The organism is Vibrio sp. 10N.286.52.C3 (assembly GCF_041468865.1).
Taxonomy (GTDB): domain Bacteria; phylum Pseudomonadota; class Gammaproteobacteria; order Enterobacterales; family Vibrionaceae; genus Vibrio; species Vibrio crassostreae_C.
In genome coordinates, this window is record NZ_JBFRJM010000047.1 from 1 (window position 1) to 18,108 (window position 18,108).

Consider the following 18,108-nt stretch of genomic DNA (forward strand, 5'->3'; position numbering starts at 1 on the left):
AAAGTGCGATCCCGCCCTGCAGTGGCATTAGTCAAGGTTTATGCTCCGATATTTATCTTAAAGCAAGGAATAAAGAACATCTAAATTTGTTTGAAGACGTTTTCTTTTCACCTCTGTCAATTAAAAAGCTTTGTGATGTGATAAAAGTTTGTATCATAAAACAGATCAAAGGAACATTTAATGTTGGCTCTCATGGTGTAATGTCTAAGAAGGAATTTCTAATATGCTTTCTGCAAAATACGGGTATTGAAGGTTTTGAATACTCCTCCGTTTTATTATCAGATCTTAACTTAAAAGTATCACGACCATATAACATGTCAATGAAACTGGACAAGTTTGAAAAGGCGTACAAATTTAATTTACCAAACTTAAAAGAAGAAATAGAGGATGTAGCGAATGAGTTCAAATGATTGTTTTTCTCATGAATTTAAAATTGGAAATGTATCAATCGAGAAAGAAGGAAAACCATATTTCATTGCGGATGTTGGGGCAAACCATGATGGATCCTTAAGTAAAGCTTTAGAGTTAATTCAACTTGCAGCTGATGCTGGAGCTGATGCTGTTAAGTTTCAGCACTTCAACGCGAAAACAATCGTTAGTAAAACCGGCTTTGACAGTCTTGGAGATAAACAATCCCACCAATCAAATTGGAAGAAGTCGGTATTCGAAGTTTATCAAGATGCATCTATATCACTTGAGTGGACTGAAGCAATTGTTGAAAAGTGTAAAGAGGTAAATGTAGCGTTCTTTACTAGCCCGTATTCATTTGACTTGGTCGACTATGTTGATGAGTTTGTTCCTGCTTTTAAAGTAGGCTCAGGAGATATTACATGGCCACAGATTATAGATAAAATGGCATCTAAGAATAAGCCGTTACTTCTGGCATGTGGTGCGTCGACTCTAGATGAGGTAGAAAAAGCCGTTACCGTTGCACAAAAACATACAGATCAACTAGTGATTATGCAATGCAATACTAACTATACTGCTTCTTTAGATAATTTTAAGTACATAAACTTAAATGTTATTAAGACATTAAGAAGTATGTACCCTAATGCTATTCTAGGGTTGAGTGACCATACACCAGGACATGCTACTGTCTTAGGTGCAATAGCTCTTGGTGCAAATGTAATCGAAAAACATTTTACTGATGATAACCATAGAGATGGACCTGACCACAAATTTGCTATGAATCCTAAATCTTGGAGAGAAATGGTAGATCGTGCTAACGAGCTATATCTCTCTTTAGGAAGTGGTGTAAAAAAGGTCGAAAAGAATGAAGAAGAGACAGTTGTTGTACAAAGAAGATCAATTCGCACTACTAGAGAGATTAAGGTTGGTGAAGTTCTTACCGAAGAAATGCTAGAGTGTCTGCGTCCGTGTCCAATCGACGCCATTGAACCTTATCATTTAGAGGGGTTGCTAGGAAAACAGATCGTTGAAAATATAGATTCAGGTGAGTGTGTTAGATGGCATCAAGTAAAGTAGCCATCGTAATTCCAGCATTTAACGAAGAATTGACAATTGGAAAGGTTATTAGTGAGATTAATTTTACAATTCCAGAAGTCACTATTGTTGTTGTAAATGATTGTTCTAATGATAAAACAGCAATAAAAGCTAGAAATGCAGGAGCGATAGTGGTTGACCTTATGGTCAACCATGGTTATTCCCGAGCTATAGAACAGGGTTTTCACTTTTGTGTTAATAATATGAAAGTTGATTATGTAATCACCATGGATGCTGATGGACAACATCATCCAGAGTCTGTTCGAGATATCTTTACAACCATAAATGAACCAGGTATCGAACTAGTCATTGGGAAAAGGCAAGAATTCGCAAGAATATCAGAGAAATTATTTGGGACTTACTTTAATTACAAGTTCGGAATTACTGATCCTCTTTGTGGTTTAAAAGCCTACAATATAAGTCTCTTTAAAAAGTATGATAGGTTTGAAAGCTATGATTCAATTGGAACAGAGCTTATGTCATTGGGTCTCGCTAATCATGTACCATTCAGAGAGATTCCTGTAATCATACGCCAGCGAGGTGATGAGCCTCGATTTGGTGGTAAACTTTCAGCTAACAAAAGAATTTTTAAAAGCTTGATTAAATCGATATACCACAATTCTAACTGGTGACTATGAAATATAAATCTATAATATATGGAGTTGTTATAAAGCTGCTTGGAGTGAGAAATCACTTCAAGTTAGTAAAAAAAATAGACGACTTATTGCCTAAATCTGTTAAGAGCTACCAACTTAGTAAAGCACTTTCTAAATATGATTCATGGGATTGTGCTTTTTCTAGATTAAAACACAATAATCTTTCAGAACTTAATTCAGTTAAAATAAACATACTGTATATGAGTAATAATAAAGATTTATATTACAAGGAGAAATTTCTTGAGGAGAATATTCTAACATGTATTAAGAGTATAAATAAACTAGAAAAACAAATAGTTATTGATATGCTTAATTACATTCGAGAATGTTATGAAACTTCTGAGAGGCTAGAGCTTTACTCAAAAATTTTCAAAAAGGCCAACAAGAGAATAAAAAGAATAGTCAAAATATTTATTATGAAAAATGATTTTTATATTTTTGTGAAAATCAAGGGCTCTTTAGATATTATATCTATAAGTAACATTAAAGAATTTAAAATATACAAGTCCTTACCTAGTATTTCACCTGTAAATGATGTGAAATACTTTAAAAATGATTATATAAAATTATTAGGCAGGCCTGGTTCAGATTCTCATCGATATTTTAGACTAAAAAATAAAATATCTTATGATGATTATCTATTCCTATTATCACATGCTGAATCCATGAGTGAATTTCCCAAGATAGCTGAAGAAGGTTTACTCAGTAGCGGGTTGGAATACAATCAAAAACTGAATGTATTATGGGCTTTCTCGAAATTTAGTGACTTCAAATTGCTTTGTAATCGATCAAGCGAAACTTTAGATACAGTAAACAAAGTAAGATATTTAACGTTAGATGGCAATCATAAAGGTGTTATTAGAGAAATTGACAAACTGATAGTGGGAAATAATCGTTCGCTATTAAAAAGTGTAAGGTTGTTTTATTTCTGGAGTTATTGTTATGAGTCACCTGATAAAATACCTGAACTCATTTCGAGGCTTAAATATTTAAATGTCTGTCCTGCTGCGTTTGAAGTTTATTGGAGTATGTTTTCTGGAGAAAATTGTAATGTTGAAGAAGTGAGAAGCAATTTAAAGAACTCGTTAAGCTCATTCTTAAGGCTAAATGTCAGCAGTAAACTACCAACTCGAGACGAATTGAGATATAAGAAGGTATTAATCTTAGCTAAGTCTGGTGTTGCAGATGAGGTCCGGTGGTCAAGGCTTTATAGGCACGTAAATAGCAATAACATATCCATATCATGCGAACCTAGGTTGCAAGAAATATTTAGCTTGAGCTTCGATTCTATTCAGTTCATACCGCATAAACGACAATTCCGTGCGATAGGTATGAACATGTCTTCGTTTCATTTGTCGAATTTACCCGATACAGTAGAACGATTAAGAGCCGAGTATGACTATGTTATCAGTATCAGTGATCTTTGTACCATCTTAGAGCCGTGGGAGACAAAAACTCAAGTTAGCGACTGCTATATAATGCCCTCTGTCCCTAGAAAAAATCATAAAGATTTGTGTATTGGGATTTTATGGTCTTCTAGTTATAATCAAGTTCAAAGAAATTTAAAGTATTCATATACGCTAGAAGAAATATTGGAGTTACAAAAATTAATACCGGATGCTACATTTTACTCTTTACAAGCTCCTATTAGTGATGAAGAGAGAAAAATGTGCATACAGAAAGGTATTATCATTGTTGATAGCATCGATTTGTATAATGATTTCACTAACAGTGCGTTATTTTACAAAAGTTTAGATGCGGTTGTTGGTGTCTCAACATTAAATAATGAACTTGCGGCAGCTACGGGGACTAAGTTTTATCACTTGGCGAACTCTCCTGAAATATCCTATATGAGAACTGGAACTTTAGATTATAAGGCAACAAATGACAGATTTGGAAGTAATACAATAACTGTTGGCCCGCTGATCGGTTATAAAGGGCATAGTAAAAAAGAAATAACAAAAAGTTGTATTTTCAATATATCAAGAATGATAAATAAAACATATTAATGCTATGGCAGTGCCTATTTATGGTGAGAAACAACAAGAAGTTACTATTGTTACAGTTAAACTAAATTAGGTGTTCAACCAGTAAGGTAATCGGAGATACATGTGCAAATAGAGTTAAATAACCGGGGGTATATATATCAAATATTGATATTATTGATTGTAAGTGTTGCATTATCACCGATAATATTTAGAGGTGATTATTATATCGAGATATTTGATAACCTCGACTCTTCGATAGCTTGGTTAGCGTCCATGAATTATAATGGCGCATTTTTTGAACCTTCATCGTCATTGCCATTTTTGAATGGTATATCGAGAAACTATTTACCATCAGAATTTCAGATAAATAATTTGTTATTTGCCTTCTTTGAACCACTGTTAGCATATCAGATAGCGTGGATATTAAAGGTTATTGTTGGTTTTTATTCTTTTTTATACTTAATGAAGGTTATTGATATAAAAAAGAGCACTCCTATGATCGTTGTTGCGCTATTATTTTCAATATTGCCTGGTTATCCTAATTTATATTTAGCTCAAGCCAGTCTACCATTAATCTCTGGCCTATTCATAAGATATATTATTCGTGGTGATATTAAATACCTTATTTTTGTCGCAATTTATCCCATTCTTTCAGAACTGGCTAGATATGGGATCTTTATAGTCGCATATATACTAGTTTTTATATTGATTTGTTGTTTCTTAAAAAGAGAGTTTATATTAAGAGGTTTATGTGCTTGTATAGTTTTAATCTTCTCATTCTGTATCACAGAATACCATTATGTATATTCTTATATTCTTAGTGATGCAGAAAGTATACGCAGTACTATGGTTATTCCATCTGGGAGTGTTTTACAATCTTTTTATGAAGCTTTCTTTTTTGGGCAAATACATGCCCAGTCAATACATTTCGTAACGCTAACTACCATACCTGTCTACATCTATTTTCTGGCAACTAAAAAGTTAGAAATAAATAGCATTGTTCTTACAGTATTTGCTTTAATTATACTCAATTGTGTTATATATGCACTGTTTGATTATTTGGTTTTACGTGATTTTATTTACAGCAAAATATCTTTTCTGAAAGGTTGGAATTATAGCCGGTTTGTTTGGTTTAATCCTTTGCTTTGGAGTATCCTATTTTTGTTAATTTTTAATGAAATAAGGAATAAACTACCTAAACACGTAGCACCTTTTATAGTTATCATGAATGTTGCTGTGGTAATAATATATCCAACATACAATAATGATTTTTCTAGAACTATGAAGTGTAGTATTTTTGGCTGTAATGAATTAACTTATAACGAATTCATATCGGAAGATACTTTTAACAAAGTAAAGGAAAAGATTAGCTATAATCAAGAGAATAGTGTTGCCTTTGGCTTCCATCCAGCAGTTTTGGTATTTAATAAATTTAAGACTCTGGATATGTATCACAGCGCTTATGGCTTAGAAGAGAAATTGAACTTCAGAAAGTTAATAGCCCCTACGTTAGAATCTAATCAAAAATGGAAAAATTATTATGATAACTGGGGGGGCAGAGCATATATATTCCCTCTTAGTAATGTAAAATGTTATACACCTTTAGTAAAAGAGGTTAAAAAAAATTGGCCTTGTGAATTAAATATAGATATCAACCATGCTAGAGAAATGAAATTAAGATACATAATATCATCTTACTCACTTAATAATACCAATCTAAGTCTTTCAGGTAGTGTACAAGGAGATATTTATGATATATATGTATACACTATTAAATAGTAGTGTATTTAGGTTTTTGTGTGTCGGCCTATGTAACTTTGGTATAACGATGTTTCTATATTATCTTTTTTCTATGTTTCTAGACTACGTACTAGCATCTTGTATCGCCTTTATTATTTCAGTTGTAAATAGTTACTTTTTGAATAAAAATTTTGTTTTTCGTTCCAATGAAGATAGTTTTATACTATTTTTTCTATTTAATATGCCCGCCTTAATTTTGAACAATGCCACTATTTACTATTTAATTGATAGTGGTGTTAACTATATGATAGCTCAAGCTATCTCAGTGATTTTAATTGCAATTGTTAATTTTAATCTTTTTTCGTTTGTTTTTTGTGATAAAGATAATGGTAAATAGAGCTCTTATGATTGGCTTAATTAAGTTGATGAGACCTAAACAGTGGGTGAAAAATGCATTTGTTTTTGCCCCATTGTTGTTTTCTGGTGAGTTTGATACATTAAGCTCGATATACTTATCTACGATAGCATGCTTCATTTTTTGTCTTGCCTCTTCATCTGTATATGTACTCAATGACTACAAAGATATAGACGCAGATAGAAAACACCATGTTAAGCGTTACACTAGGCCGTTAGCATCGGGTGAAGTTAGTAAAACTCAGGCTATTGTACTATTGTTATCTATCTATGTGATGATTTCTTTAGTTTTTTGCTACTTCCCCAAGCTAATACTCGGCATTGTTGGTTATATTATACTTAACGTCGCATATACGTTTTATTTAAAAGAAAAGCCGGTAGTTGATATCTTTACTATTGCCACTGGTTTTGTATTACGAGTATATTCAGGAACGGTGATAATCGATGTGCCACTTTCATCTTGGATGTTTATCACTACACTTTCCCTTGCCTTATACTTAGCAGCAATAAAACGAAGACAAGAGTTGTTGAGTTCAGGAGCAAGTTCAAGAGGCGTTTTAAAATATTACACAGTAACTCTCGTGGATAAATATGCAGAAATGTCTGCTACATGCGCTATTTTATTCTATAGTCTTTTTGTTATTACAGTAAAAAGTGAGATGGTAATAACAATTCCATTTGTTTTATTTGGTTTATATCGTTATTGGTACATTGTAGAGGTTAGAGATTCGGGAGAATCTCCAACGGACGCATTATTTTCTGATAAGCCCCTTCAAGTCTGTATACTATTTTGGGTATTATCTTGTGGTTATTTTTTATAGGTAATTAATAATGGATATTAGCTATGTTATCACACCATTCTTTGCTTGGTTAATAGCCGGTTCAGCTAAATTTATAGTCAATAGTATATCGCTTCGACGCTTCGCTTTTGACTTGATCGGATATGGTGGTATGCCAAGTAACCATAGTTGCATTGTCAGTAGCGTAGTTGCAATTATTTTCATAAAGGAAGGTGTTGATGAGCCAGTTTTGGTCGTTGCAATAGCACTTGCCTTTATTGTTATGTTAGATGCTAATAGTCTTCGTCAACACATCGGACGCCAATCGAAAGCAATCAATATACTGAGTCGGACAAATTATGACATCCCTAAGTTAAAGGAACGAATGGGGCATACCCGTAAGGAAATATTTATTGGTGCTATACTTGGCATTTTAAGCGCGAGCATAATTAATCTGGTTTTTACTTTATTTTAATATTACGTGGTTTCTTCGAACGACATGGTGACAAATGATGAATGCTCTTAAAAGGATTCTACTTAACCATGATCTTTATAAATATAATCTTATAGATTGCATTAGAGGATCTAAGTTATCTTTTTCTTGTTTCAAAGCAAAGAGGATGTACTATTCAATTTTTCCAGATAATTTACTCAGGGACATAGATGCTTGCCTGTTGAAACTCGATTTTGAAGGCTTTAATCAACTAGTAGATAACAACATATTACTACTAGCATGGCTGGGGAAAGGGAATATAATTCTAAAGCGAACGTTATATCTCGATGTTAGTGATTTTGATTATCGATACTTTATATTAGCGGTATATAGTGATCCAAAAATTCTAAGTGTTGGCTTATTTACTCATGTTAGATCAAAGTTTCGAGATTTAGATATTGATAGACATCTTTTTTTCTTGATTGAAAATAAGATTCTTAGCCGTACAGGAGAATTATACATTAGACACTATTTAGGGATTGATACTGATTGTATTGTACTAAGTAAAGTTCGTGCAAGTAACCGTGTTCGTGTGTTATTTCTATCTGAAAAATACAAAGAAATATGTTATATTTACAACAATGAGAACAATAAATATAACAAATTTGCATTAAACGCTATTTTTACTTCGCTAATCATAACAGGCGATATGGAAAGTGCGAAAGATATAATTGAAGATCATAAGGAAATAATAAGTAATTCTAATTTGGTTAACTACTTCTATTCTCAAGCTTTGCCAGATGAAGGATTCTCGGCAATGAAAGAACGAGATATCGCTAATCTATTTTATAGAGAGTTCCCCGGGAAATATATTCAAAATCTGGATGATGTAAAGAGTGGAGAACGCTTGTTGGTATGTGCTTCATGGGGTGTTGGGGATGATATTAGGTTTTCAGTATTGATACCTCAAATCCTAAAAAAACATAAAAATGTTACGTTTTCATGCGAACCTCGTTTGTATGACCTTTTAGCAATTATATACCCTGATGCTGATTTTGTTCCTAGTTCGAGAACGAAAGTTATCTCACCTCAAAACTACCAAGCTTACAATAACCTACCAAATAATAAATTACATCACGCGATGGATAATAACCTTTATGAGTATTCGAAAAGGTTTGAAAAAATTTCTCTTATGACAGATCTGATTTCAATAAAAAGATTTCAGGACCGAGAAGCTTTGCCTTTAATTTCTGAAATTATAGTGGAATGTGTTAAAAATAAATCTATTATCGATGATTTTTTAAATTCCTGTAGAAGGCAGGGGTATCTTCTGGTGGGAATTTGTTGGAGAAGTATGTTAATCGGCCCTTCAAGAAACGACCACTATTTTGACCTGAAATCAATATTTAGTCTAGCTAAGGGTAGGAGAATTAAGTTTATATCTTTGCAATATGATTTATCAGATTCCGAACGAGAACTTGCCAAAATATATTCTGATACTATTGATTTTCTTGAGCCCCCAATAAATCAAATGGATGACTTTATCGAGGTTGTTTATTTGATGAATCAATTAGACTCTATTGTTAGTGCCGGAACTGTTTCTTTAGAGCTTGCTGGATTGTCCGGAACCCCAACATATCTTTTGTCTAACTCTATCAGTCAAAGGTACCGCTTTAAATCAAGTGAAGATATTTGGTTTGATAATATAACTATAATCGATGAGTTTTACCTCCATTCGAAATCTGATATTATAAAAGAAACCCTCAATTCTGTCGAACGCGCCATTTGAAGTGCCGTTTCCAAATGAAATTTGATATTATGTTAAGTAAACTATTTTACAAGTGTTTAAGAATTCTTAAGAAAGTATATTTGTATACACACAAAAAGCAGGCTGTACATCTGCTTTTAAATACCCAACATTCCAATTATGATATAGTTTTCTATATGTCAGGAGGATGTGATTCAAAATACCAGTATGACATGTGGGGGCCTATTATCCAGGAAATGAAGGCTCGCGGTTTAAAGGTGGTGACGGTATTTCGAAGTGAAGCTGCCTATCGTAGCTTTGCCGGGTATGGTGAATGTCGTATTTTTGTTCGGGGTATCGCTCAGTTGATTGATATTTATAATAAATTTAAAGTTGGCGCCATACTTTACCCGAATAATCGTGTCAAAAACTTCCAGTCGCTCTCATACAATGGTGCATGCCATATCTTTATCAATCATGGTGAATCAGAGAAGTCGTCAATGTATTCAAATCAAGCGAAAGCTTACGACTTGGTTTTCGTTGCCGGTAATGTTGCACTCGAGCGTTATAGAAATAACCTGTCTAGATTTGATGAGGAGAAGTTTATCAAGGTTGGGCGTCCTCAACTTGACTTTATAAAATATAGAGATCTGTCATTGCCTAAAGATAAGAGAGTTATCTTATATGCTCCTACATGGGAAGGAACCCATAGTGAGATGAATTACTCATCTATTGGAATTGAAGCCTTGGAAATGGTCAAAAAGATATTGCGGAGTGGTAAGTATTCTTTACTGTACAAGCCTCATCCTAGCTTAGGTTCTCAATCATCAACGCACAAAAAATATCATGATGAGATCGTTAGAGCTTTGAGTTCTCATTCTGATGGATTTTATATTGAAGAGGGTGATATAAATTCTTTTTATCAAAATGTGGAGTTTTCAATTTTTGATAACTCATCTGTGATCGTAGATTATCTAGTGCATGAGAAGCCATATTGCGTTGTAGACATGTTTTCTGTAGATAGGAGTGAGGGTATCCCCGAACTAGCAAAAAATGATGGAATTTTAGTGTCGGTTACTAATATGCCTGATTTGTATCAAGATTTAGATGCTAGAATTAATAATTATAATCGTGAAATATTGAAGAGTGTCAAAGTGAACTATTTAGGTGATTTACAAAAAGGCGATTCAACAAATATTTTCATCCATAATATAAAAAATGTATTATAAGATAATATGGGGCGAGAGATGAATAAAATTAACTTTAAAAAGAATCTAAACAAATCTTATCAAAAGGTACAGAAAAGCATTAGTAACCCTATTGTTGTGCACTTAAGTAAGGAAAAGTACTTAAGTACCTCCTTATATCATCCAAGGTGTATAAATTTTACGTACTTTATACGTCAAGAGGCTGATGTACTCATGTCTCATGGGGTTGCAGATAAAAACTACTTATCGATGAAAGACGTTGATGGGAGAATGATAAACAAGTTTGAGCATATATTTGTTCCTGGCCCTTGGTTGAAGAGAAAATTACTTACTCAAGATGGAGTGAAATTAACACCCGAACAAATCCATGTAGTTGGGTGGCCTCGTCTAGATGTCTTGTTAGCTCAAAGAAATTTATATTTAGAAACCCCAAAGGAGGCGGGTAAGAAAATCAATGTTCTATGGGCCCCTACGCATGATTATAGAAAGCGTGGTGAAGAAAATGAGTCAACCTCAACATATCCGAAGTTCGCAGAATATACTGATGGTATGTCTAATAAATATAACTATACGGTAGCCTTACATCCTCGTAACCGTAAGTCTAAAGAGGCGACCGAGAACCCATTAGCTGAAGCAGATTTTGTCATTTCTGATTTTGGCACTATGGTTTATGAAGCTTGGGCATTAGGTATTCCTGTTATATTTCCACGTTGGATACTTAAAGATCGAGTCATAAAGTATGTAAAAGGCTCAGCAGAGGCATATATTTTTGAGAATAATATAGGGCTACATGCGGATAGCATTGATGAGGTTCATAGATTTATCTCCGAAGGGAAACCAGTCGGCAGCGATGTCAAAGAATTCATGCAAGATTACTTACCCTCAGAAAACCTTGGTCAATCAGGTAAGTTAATTTCAGAAAAATTAGCTAGTATTAAAGTTAAACACTCAAAAATTAAAGTTGTTAATTTTTATCTTAAGCTAATTAAATCAAAATTAGGTATGTAATGTGGAGGGAATTAAGTCTAGTCTATGCGGGTGGTTAGAGGGTAAGTTTAAATCTCTAGATATTATTTGGCATTTTCTTACATTAAAACTGTTGAGATTGATTTTTGTTACAAAGTATTTAGGTGTAAATGTCAAGCCTAGAACTGTTATTTTCGAGAGTTTTAATGGTCGTTCTGTTTCTGACTCGCCACTAGCAATTTATAACACTCTGTGTGATAAATTTGATTGTTTAAACTTGTCATATGTTTGGGTGGTAGACTCCAATAATTATGGTAAATACGAACATCTAATAGCAAGAAAACGAACTAAAGTTGTTAAATTTAATACTAATGAATATTTTAAAGCTTATAGAGAGAGTCTAATATGGGTTAGTAATTGCCGTTTACCTAAGTCGATACACAAATCTAAATACCAAATTTTCGTTCAATGTTGGCATGGAACTCCGATTAAGAAGCTTGGCTGCGATATAAGTATAAGCGCAGATACATCGATAACCCCGCTGGCTAGAAGTTATATTTATCAACAGCAATCTAAAAGCATTAATTTGTTCTTATCTCCCTCTCATTATGCAACTAATAAATTTAAAAGTGCATTCTTTTTAGAACCAAATCAAGTGCTCGAGTACGGTTATCCTAGAAGCGATCGGCTTATTAATGGATTTGATTTGATGAAAGTGGGGAGTATAAAGCGATTACTAGGGATTCCAGAAGGGAAAAAAGTAATTCTATATGCACCAACATATCGAGACTCGATTTTTTCTGATAAGTACAATGAGAAGAGTAATATATGTCATTTGAATCAAAAACTAAATGAGATCTGTCGGTCTTCAGGTGATGCTGTTGTACTTTATCGAGGGCATTACTTCACCAACACCTCTGTTTTTAATGAGAATGTTATAGATGTATCTAACTATAACGATGTTAATGAAATACTAGGCATCTCAGATATACTAATCACCGACTACTCAAGCTTAATATTTGACTTCGCGTTATTAAAGCGACCTATAATTTGTTACCTTTACGATTTTGATAATTATATGGAAAAATCAAGAGGTGCTTACCTTGAAATTGATGAGACATTTCCTTGTTTCCGGATATACTCAGATATCGAACTTCATGACCTGCTTCAAGCTGTATTGTCTGGTTTTTCTATTGAAGAAGATGTTTATTTACAATTTAATCGAAAATATAACCCTCATGAGGATGGAAAATCATCTGAACGTGTGGTGTCTGAAATAATTAGATTGGTTAATTTATCATGATAAAGAAAGTAACTTACTTACTAGATCGCTTGCATTCAAAGTTTAAATCATTTTTGTTTTTTTTCCTTGAGTATACGAGATTATTTTCAGTGAAAATCATGACATTGTCGCTACTGCAATTTTCAAGTAAGTACTTGAAGTTGGCTATAATGTTTATTCCTATAAAGATATTTTTATTATTGGCTAGTGATTTTAATGTTCCCACTTTACTGGATGGAAGTGTAACAAAAAATCAATATATTACATTGTTAATAACTGCAACAGCCATTTTGTACGTATTTAACACGTCTATTCAAGTCTACTTTTCAAGACTTCAAAATGAACAGATTAAAAAACTTGAATCAGAAGAATTAGAGATAAATAATACGGATAGAAGAATCATTCAGAAAAACTTGAAGCCTACATATAGATACTTAGCTGATATCATGACTATATTAGTATCTCTGTTTGTTTTTACTCTTATTTCACCTTATTACGCTATAGTTTTCGTTTCAACAGTTTTACTATATGCGATTTTTGTTGAATATGTTGCTTTTACCGATAACAAATTTGATTTATTGGAGTCAATAAAGATTGATTCAACCCAAGTCATTGATGTTTCATCTTCATTGCTTTATTTGTTTTTATTGGTATCTCTTTTCTTAGTTTACTCTATTAACCCTATACCTACGCACAGTGCTATTTTACTTCTTTTTGGCTCTCGATTGGTAAATGCCTCTATTAGAAATTGGCTGTTAAATAGTCAAAAATTATTCGAAAGTCATAAGAAATATAAAGGTTGGGAATCGTAAAGTGAATATTAGTTTCTCTGATTTTGAGAATTTTAAAGCTCCAGTATCTATGTGGTGTGTTAAACATATCTATCAAAATATGTCATACCCTGTTTTTCTTCTAGCCTATAAATTTAAGCTATCACCAAATACAGTAACTGTATTGTCTTTGCTATTTTTTATTATTGGAGGTTTCTTTTTTGTAGATGGTGGGTATCTCTATACTTTGTTTTTCTGGGTTATGAGTTATGTTCTAGATTGCACGGACGGCTCTCTGGCTAGGGCTACAAAGAAAACTAGTGTGTTTGGAGCTTTTTTGGATGTTTCGGTAGATAGGCTGTGTTCGATCGTGTATTTGTTGCTCATATACAGTAAGCTTAGCCTTGGTTATAGCTTTAGTGATATTCAACATTGGGTTGTAATTTTCGGCGCCGTTGGTATTGTCTACAACTCATTTATCTCAATGTTAAGGGTTCATTACTTTCCTTGGCTTAAAGGATATGCGAAAAGGGCGGGGCTAGGATTAAAATTCAAAATACTAAAAATAATCTACGAAACTCTGGATACAGGAAACGTTTATGTCCTAACATGTTTAGCTTTTTACTTTGGTGTATGGTTCGAGATTTTTTTGTTCTATTTTGTTTTGACAGGTTTGATTATCGCATACAATTTTTGGATCTTGTTTCATGATAAGCGACTAATAGATAGTGAATGTAAATATGAATGATAATCGAGGACAGTTCAGTGTGCTACTTTCTTTATACGATGGTGAAGATCCTCATTATTTAGATTTATGTCTTCGCAGTATATTCGAACAGACGTTAGCCCCAGAAGAAGTCATTATTGTTATTGATGGTCCTATACGTCAAGAGTTGAAATCCATTTTATCCTATTGGATCGATTTTATTCCAATATTTGAAGTTGCTATCGATAAGAATGTGGGCTTAGCGAAAGCGTTGAACATCGGGTTACGCGAATGTAAGTATGAGCTTGTCGTTAGAATGGATACTGATGATATTTGTAAGACAAATAGATTTGAAAAGCAAGTTCATTTCTTACAAAATAATACTGATATAGATATTTGTGGATCAGATTGTGATGTTATTTCACAGGCTGGCGATGTTTATGATGAACTGATAGTCCCCAAAGAGCATTCAAGTATTAAACGTCTTATTTGGTGTTGCCCAATAGTCCACCCTACAGTGATATTTCGAAAGAGTTCTATTATACGAGTTGGTGGTTATTCTGAAAGTATCCCAAGAAGACAAGACGACTACGAACTTTGGATTAGGGCTGCTTCAAGAGGCCTTACTTTCGCTAATTTGCCTGAAAAGTTAATTTATTATCGTCTTGATAAAAATTTAAAGACAAAAAATACGTTTAGCGTAGCATGGAATCGAGCAAAGATAGGTTTTGCTGCCGTCAGACAAAATGATCCTAGATTATTTTCTTATATTGCCCTATGTTTCCCTATGTTGCGAGCAATTATCCCCAATAGCCTGTTTTCTGCTTTGCTGCCTTGGATACACAAAGTCGATCCAAGGCGCAGGTCTTAATCAATTGGTCAGGTTGCAATACCGTGCTAGAACGATACGAATAGAGTCTGTATCAAAGTCGTGGCAATAGTTGTCAATTTCACTTAGTAAGGCTGTCATATCAGCCCAGTTAAGTTTGTCTTCTATTGCTGTCATTATTTTGGGGTGGCTTGTTCCTTCGACATTGTCACCAATCAGAAGTTCTTCATATAGCTTCTCTCCGGGTCTTAAACCTGTAAATTTGATTTCAATATCGCCTTCATCCGCGTTTGATCCAAGGCTTTCCTTCATACCCATAAGGTGCACCATGCGTTTTGCAAGATCTAAGATTTTAACTGGTTCACCCATGTCTAGTACGAAAACTTGACCGTTATTGCTCATAGCTCCGGCTTGGATGACAAGTTGTGCGGCTTCTGGGATTAACATGAAGTAGCGGATGATATCAGGGTGCGTCACAGTAACAGGGCCGCCAGCTTTGATTTGCTTCTTAAAAAGTGGCACTACCGACCCGGAAGAGCCTAACACATTGCCAAACCTGACCATGGTAAAGACAGTATCTGTCCCTTTATCTGCAAGCGCTTGAAGAACGAGTTCAGCCATCCGTTTACTTGCACCCATTACATTCGTTGGTCTTACGGCTTTGTCAGTTGAAATTAGCGTGAAGTTTTTCACACCGCACTTTATAGCGGCTTGTGCGCAGGATAGTGTCCCAAAAACATTATTACGAATCCCTTCAACAACATTATCCTCGACTAGGGGGACATGCTTGTATGCGGCAGCATGATACAGGGTCTCAATTTCATATGTATTAATGAGTTTTTCAAGACGGTTCTGTCTTTGGACTGAACCTAGAGCGGCAATGATCTGAGTTTGGCTCTTTAAGTTTTTCTTTGTAGAAAGTAGTTCTTGTTCAATTTTGTATAGGTTGTACTCATTGAGTTCGAATAGAACTAATGTTTTAGGTTGCTGCGCCAAGATTTGACGACATAACTCTGAACCAATGGAACCACCGGCACCGGTTACCATGACACACTTGTTATGAATATTCTTTGCCAGCAATTCACTGTCAGGTGTGATAGGCGCTCTACCCAATAGATCAGCTACGTCGAGATCTTTGATCTCTGTCGCAGTCGCTTTACCTGCAGCTATGTCCTCTACCGATGGGACAGACTGAATCGCAATAGGCCAATCAGATAATTTTTCTACGAGTCTTAATCGTTTACCTTTATTAATATTATTAATTGCTAGTAATAGCTTTACTGGCTGATAAAGAGATTGAAGATGCTCAAATTCGCTTGGGTGATGGACTTTTAGCCCAAATAAGATATTGCCCCTTTTGCTCGGATCGTCGTCTAATAATATAACCGGGTTATATTCATCGCCGTGTATTAGAGCATATGCAAGTTCGCGACCTGTAGCCCCGGCACCGTAGATAAATACATTGGGTTTTTTGCGTTTGATCATCTGATCATAGGCAGAGCGGATCATTATCCTTGGTCCACCTAAGGTCAGTATTGCTAGCCCTGCATAGATAAACGGGACACTTCTAGGGATAAAGGTATGAAAAAAGAATCCGCTCATAACTAAGGTTAGAGATGAGATAAATACCGCAAGGAAGATGTTACCGACGGCAGGGAACATCATGTAGCGTAGTACAGCTCGGTACATGCCAAGTTTGGCAAAGGTGAATACCGTAACTGAAATGGTCAGGAGTAAAGTTACCCACTCGTCTAACCCTAGCTCAAATGTATATGTACCTAGCCTTAAAGCAATAGCAAGATAAATAGACATTGCTATTGCAAAGATGTCGTAACCAATACTAATTAAGCGTTTATTTTTCCGCTTGGTGTTGAGAATTGCTCGTATTGGCTTGATCATTGTTGTCCCTGAGATATTGATATTTGTTTAGCAATCGCTGCACAATGTTTTTATTCAAGATATTTTAATGCTGTTGAGTGCGGTAAGCTAGATGTTATTGATGGTTCTGTGGTGCTCAGGAGCATTGCTATTAATTTCGCTCATTATTTGTTCTATTGAGGCCGTTTTGTTATGAATATTTTAGTCACAGGTAGTACTGGTTTTGTCGGCTCTAGAGTTGTTGAGTTGGCCAAAAAGCGAGACTGGGCAGTCATTCCGGTTGTGCGTAAGCAAATAGAGCCACTCACTAATAGCTTGGTTATCCCTTCCATTGATGCTTCTACCGATTGGTCTGGTGCATTCGAAGGTGTGGATTGTGTTGTTCATTGTGCTGCTCGAGTGCATCAAATGAATGAGAGTGAGCAAGGTGCTTTAACTGCCTATCGAGATATCAACACCCTTGGCACTTTGAACCTAGCGAAGCAAGCCGCTGAAGCGGGCGTTAAAAGGTTTGTATTTGTCAGCTCTATTAAAGTTAACGGTGAATTCAGTGAGCCAAATTTACCCTTTGAACCGAATTTAAAGAATACTCCGCAAGACCCTTATGGTTTGAGCAAGTATGAAGCTGAAGTTGAGTTGGCTAAGCTTTCAAAAGAGACAGGGCTAGAAGTGGTTATCATTAGGCCTCCATTAGTTTATGGGCCTGGCGTCAAAGCAAATTTCTTATCTATGATGCGTTTGATTGATAAAGGCATTCCGTTACCGTTTGGTGCTATAAAGAACCAGAGAAGCTTGGTTTATTTGGATAATTTGTCCGATTTGATACTAACTTGTTGCGAGCACCCTTCAGCTCCGGGCTATACCTTCTTAGCTTCTGATGATCAGGATGTATCGACAACTCAATTGATGCAAACCATCGCTCATGCTATGGGGAAATCACCGCGATTAATTCCAATCCCAATGTCTTGGATACAAGCTGGATCGTCAGTTTTAAATAGACAGCACATAGCGCAAAGAATATGCGGCAACCTCCAAGTGGAGATAGGTTTGACGAAAGAGATATTGGGATGGAACCCCCCTGTAAGTTTTGAACAAGGGATCAAAAGAACCGTAGAAGCTTACTTGAAGTCGCATTGATGCGTTTTAGGTAGTTTATGGCTTTCTTGTCCATAAATTTTTCAGGTATCCTTTATTGATTAGTGGTGCTTA

At 34.8% G+C, this 18,108-nt stretch carries 17 protein-coding genes; 16 read left to right on the forward strand and 1 reads right to left on the reverse strand.

Annotated features, from left to right (window positions below; genetic code table 11):
• The 15 genes from AB4138_RS15765 to AB4138_RS15835 form a co-directional block, all read left to right on the forward strand.
• A partial coding sequence (locus AB4138_RS15765) for a sugar nucleotide-binding protein (protein ID WP_372306709.1) occupies positions 1 to 410 on the forward strand: 410 nt, incomplete at its 5' end.
• Positions 397 to 1,485: an N-acetylneuraminate synthase family protein gene (locus AB4138_RS15770; protein WP_372306712.1), complete on the forward strand. Its 1,089-nt coding sequence runs from the start codon at positions 397 to 399 to the stop codon at positions 1,483 to 1,485. The genes AB4138_RS15765 and AB4138_RS15770, both read left to right, overlap by 14 nt.
• Complete coding sequence (locus tag AB4138_RS15775; protein ID WP_372306715.1) at positions 1,467 to 2,135, forward strand: glycosyltransferase family 2 protein; 669 nt, start codon at positions 1,467 to 1,469, stop codon at positions 2,133 to 2,135. The genes AB4138_RS15770 and AB4138_RS15775 overlap by 19 nt, the downstream gene beginning before the upstream one ends.
• Positions 2,136 to 2,137: 2 nt before the next feature.
• Positions 2,138 to 4,168, forward strand: a complete 2,031-nt coding sequence (locus tag AB4138_RS15780) for a hypothetical protein (RefSeq protein ID WP_372306718.1) — start codon at positions 2,138 to 2,140, stop codon at positions 4,166 to 4,168.
• Positions 4,169 to 4,270: 102 nt separating this feature from the next.
• Entirely contained in the window at positions 4,271 to 5,926 is a 1,656-nt protein-coding gene (locus AB4138_RS15785) for a DUF6044 family protein (protein ID WP_372306721.1), read from the forward strand.
• Positions 5,907 to 6,284 (forward strand): GtrA family protein, encoded by a 378-nt coding sequence (locus AB4138_RS15790; RefSeq protein WP_372306814.1) that lies wholly within the window; start codon positions 5,907 to 5,909, stop codon positions 6,282 to 6,284. Before AB4138_RS15785 ends, AB4138_RS15790 begins: the two co-directional genes overlap by 20 nt.
• Positions 6,285 to 6,291: 7 nt before the next feature.
• Entirely contained in the window at positions 6,292 to 7,122 is an 831-nt protein-coding gene (locus AB4138_RS15795) for a decaprenyl-phosphate phosphoribosyltransferase (RefSeq protein WP_372306724.1), read from the forward strand.
• A 10-nt stretch (positions 7,123 to 7,132) separates the two neighbouring features.
• Positions 7,133 to 7,555, forward strand: coding sequence for a divergent PAP2 family protein (locus AB4138_RS15800; protein WP_372306727.1), 423 nt, complete (start codon positions 7,133 to 7,135; stop codon positions 7,553 to 7,555).
• Positions 7,556 to 7,700: 145 nt separating this feature from the next.
• On the forward strand, positions 7,701 to 9,302 hold the full coding sequence (locus AB4138_RS15805; RefSeq protein WP_372306730.1) for a hypothetical protein: 1,602 nt from the start codon (positions 7,701 to 7,703) through the stop codon (positions 9,300 to 9,302).
• 80 nt (positions 9,303 to 9,382) lie between these two features.
• A complete protein-coding gene (locus AB4138_RS15810) occupies positions 9,383 to 10,489 on the forward strand; it encodes a CDP-glycerol glycerophosphotransferase family protein (RefSeq protein WP_372306733.1) in 1,107 nt (368 codons plus the stop codon).
• Positions 10,490 to 10,507: 18 nt separating this feature from the next.
• A complete protein-coding gene (locus AB4138_RS15815; RefSeq protein WP_372306736.1) occupies positions 10,508 to 11,476 on the forward strand; it encodes a hypothetical protein in 969 nt (322 codons plus the stop codon).
• Between the two features lies 1 nt (position 11,477).
• Entirely contained in the window at positions 11,478 to 12,737 is a 1,260-nt protein-coding gene (locus AB4138_RS15820; RefSeq protein ID WP_372306739.1) for a CDP-glycerol glycerophosphotransferase family protein, read from the forward strand.
• A 149-nt stretch (positions 12,738 to 12,886) separates the two neighbouring features.
• The gene (locus AB4138_RS15825) at positions 12,887 to 13,528 is read left to right on the forward strand and encodes a hypothetical protein (protein ID WP_372306742.1); all 642 of its coding nucleotides are present in this window, start codon (positions 12,887 to 12,889) and stop codon (positions 13,526 to 13,528) included.
• Positions 13,529 to 13,607: 79 nt separating this feature from the next.
• On the forward strand, positions 13,608 to 14,234 hold the full coding sequence (locus AB4138_RS15830) for a CDP-alcohol phosphatidyltransferase family protein (RefSeq protein ID WP_372306818.1): 627 nt from the start codon (positions 13,608 to 13,610) through the stop codon (positions 14,232 to 14,234).
• A complete protein-coding gene (locus AB4138_RS15835) occupies positions 14,227 to 15,063 on the forward strand; it encodes a glycosyltransferase (RefSeq protein ID WP_372306745.1) in 837 nt (278 codons plus the stop codon). The genes AB4138_RS15830 and AB4138_RS15835 overlap by 8 nt, the downstream gene beginning before the upstream one ends.
• Here the strand turns inward: AB4138_RS15835 and AB4138_RS15840 are convergent, their stop codons facing one another.
• Positions 15,064 to 16,920: a polysaccharide biosynthesis protein gene (locus tag AB4138_RS15840; RefSeq protein WP_372306748.1), complete on the reverse strand. Its 1,857-nt coding sequence runs from the start codon at positions 16,918 to 16,920 to the stop codon at positions 15,064 to 15,066. It abuts the gene before it with no gap.
• Positions 16,921 to 17,091: 171 nt separating this feature from the next.
• Between AB4138_RS15840 and AB4138_RS15845 the strand changes: the two genes are divergently transcribed.
• Positions 17,092 to 18,036 carry a UDP-glucose 4-epimerase family protein gene (locus tag AB4138_RS15845; protein WP_372306751.1) on the forward strand — a complete coding sequence of 315 codons (945 nt, stop codon included), beginning with the start codon at positions 17,092 to 17,094 and terminating at the stop codon, positions 18,034 to 18,036.
• Positions 18,037 to 18,108: the final 72 nt, after the last annotated feature.

Bases quoted from the DNA above. Each gene is read 5' to 3' on its own strand.
- AB4138_RS15770 (WP_372306712.1), top strand. From the start codon at position 397: ATGAGTTCAAATGATTGTTTTTCTCATGAATTTAAAATTGGAAATGTA.
- AB4138_RS15775 (WP_372306715.1), top strand. From the start codon at position 1,467: ATGGCATCAAGTAAAGTAGCCATCGTAATTCCAGCATTTAACGAAGAA.
- AB4138_RS15780 (WP_372306718.1), top strand. From the start codon at position 2,138: ATGAAATATAAATCTATAATATATGGAGTTGTTATAAAGCTGCTTGGA.
- AB4138_RS15790 (WP_372306814.1), top strand. From the start codon at position 5,907: ATGTATACACTATTAAATAGTAGTGTATTTAGGTTTTTGTGTGTCGGC.
- AB4138_RS15795 (WP_372306724.1), top strand. From the start codon at position 6,292: ATGATTGGCTTAATTAAGTTGATGAGACCTAAACAGTGGGTGAAAAAT.
- AB4138_RS15800 (WP_372306727.1), top strand. From the start codon at position 7,133: ATGGATATTAGCTATGTTATCACACCATTCTTTGCTTGGTTAATAGCC.
- AB4138_RS15805 (WP_372306730.1), top strand. From the start codon at position 7,701: ATGTACTATTCAATTTTTCCAGATAATTTACTCAGGGACATAGATGCT.
- AB4138_RS15815 (WP_372306736.1), top strand. From the start codon at position 10,508: ATGAATAAAATTAACTTTAAAAAGAATCTAAACAAATCTTATCAAAAG.
- AB4138_RS15825 (WP_372306742.1), top strand. From the start codon at position 12,887: ATGTTTATTCCTATAAAGATATTTTTATTATTGGCTAGTGATTTTAAT.
- AB4138_RS15830 (WP_372306818.1), top strand. From the start codon at position 13,608: ATGTCATACCCTGTTTTTCTTCTAGCCTATAAATTTAAGCTATCACCA.
- AB4138_RS15835 (WP_372306745.1), top strand. From the start codon at position 14,227: ATGAATGATAATCGAGGACAGTTCAGTGTGCTACTTTCTTTATACGAT.
- AB4138_RS15840 (WP_372306748.1), bottom strand. From the start codon at position 16,920: ATGATCAAGCCAATACGAGCAATTCTCAACACCAAGCGGAAAAATAAA.
- AB4138_RS15845 (WP_372306751.1), top strand. From the start codon at position 17,092: ATGAATATTTTAGTCACAGGTAGTACTGGTTTTGTCGGCTCTAGAGTT.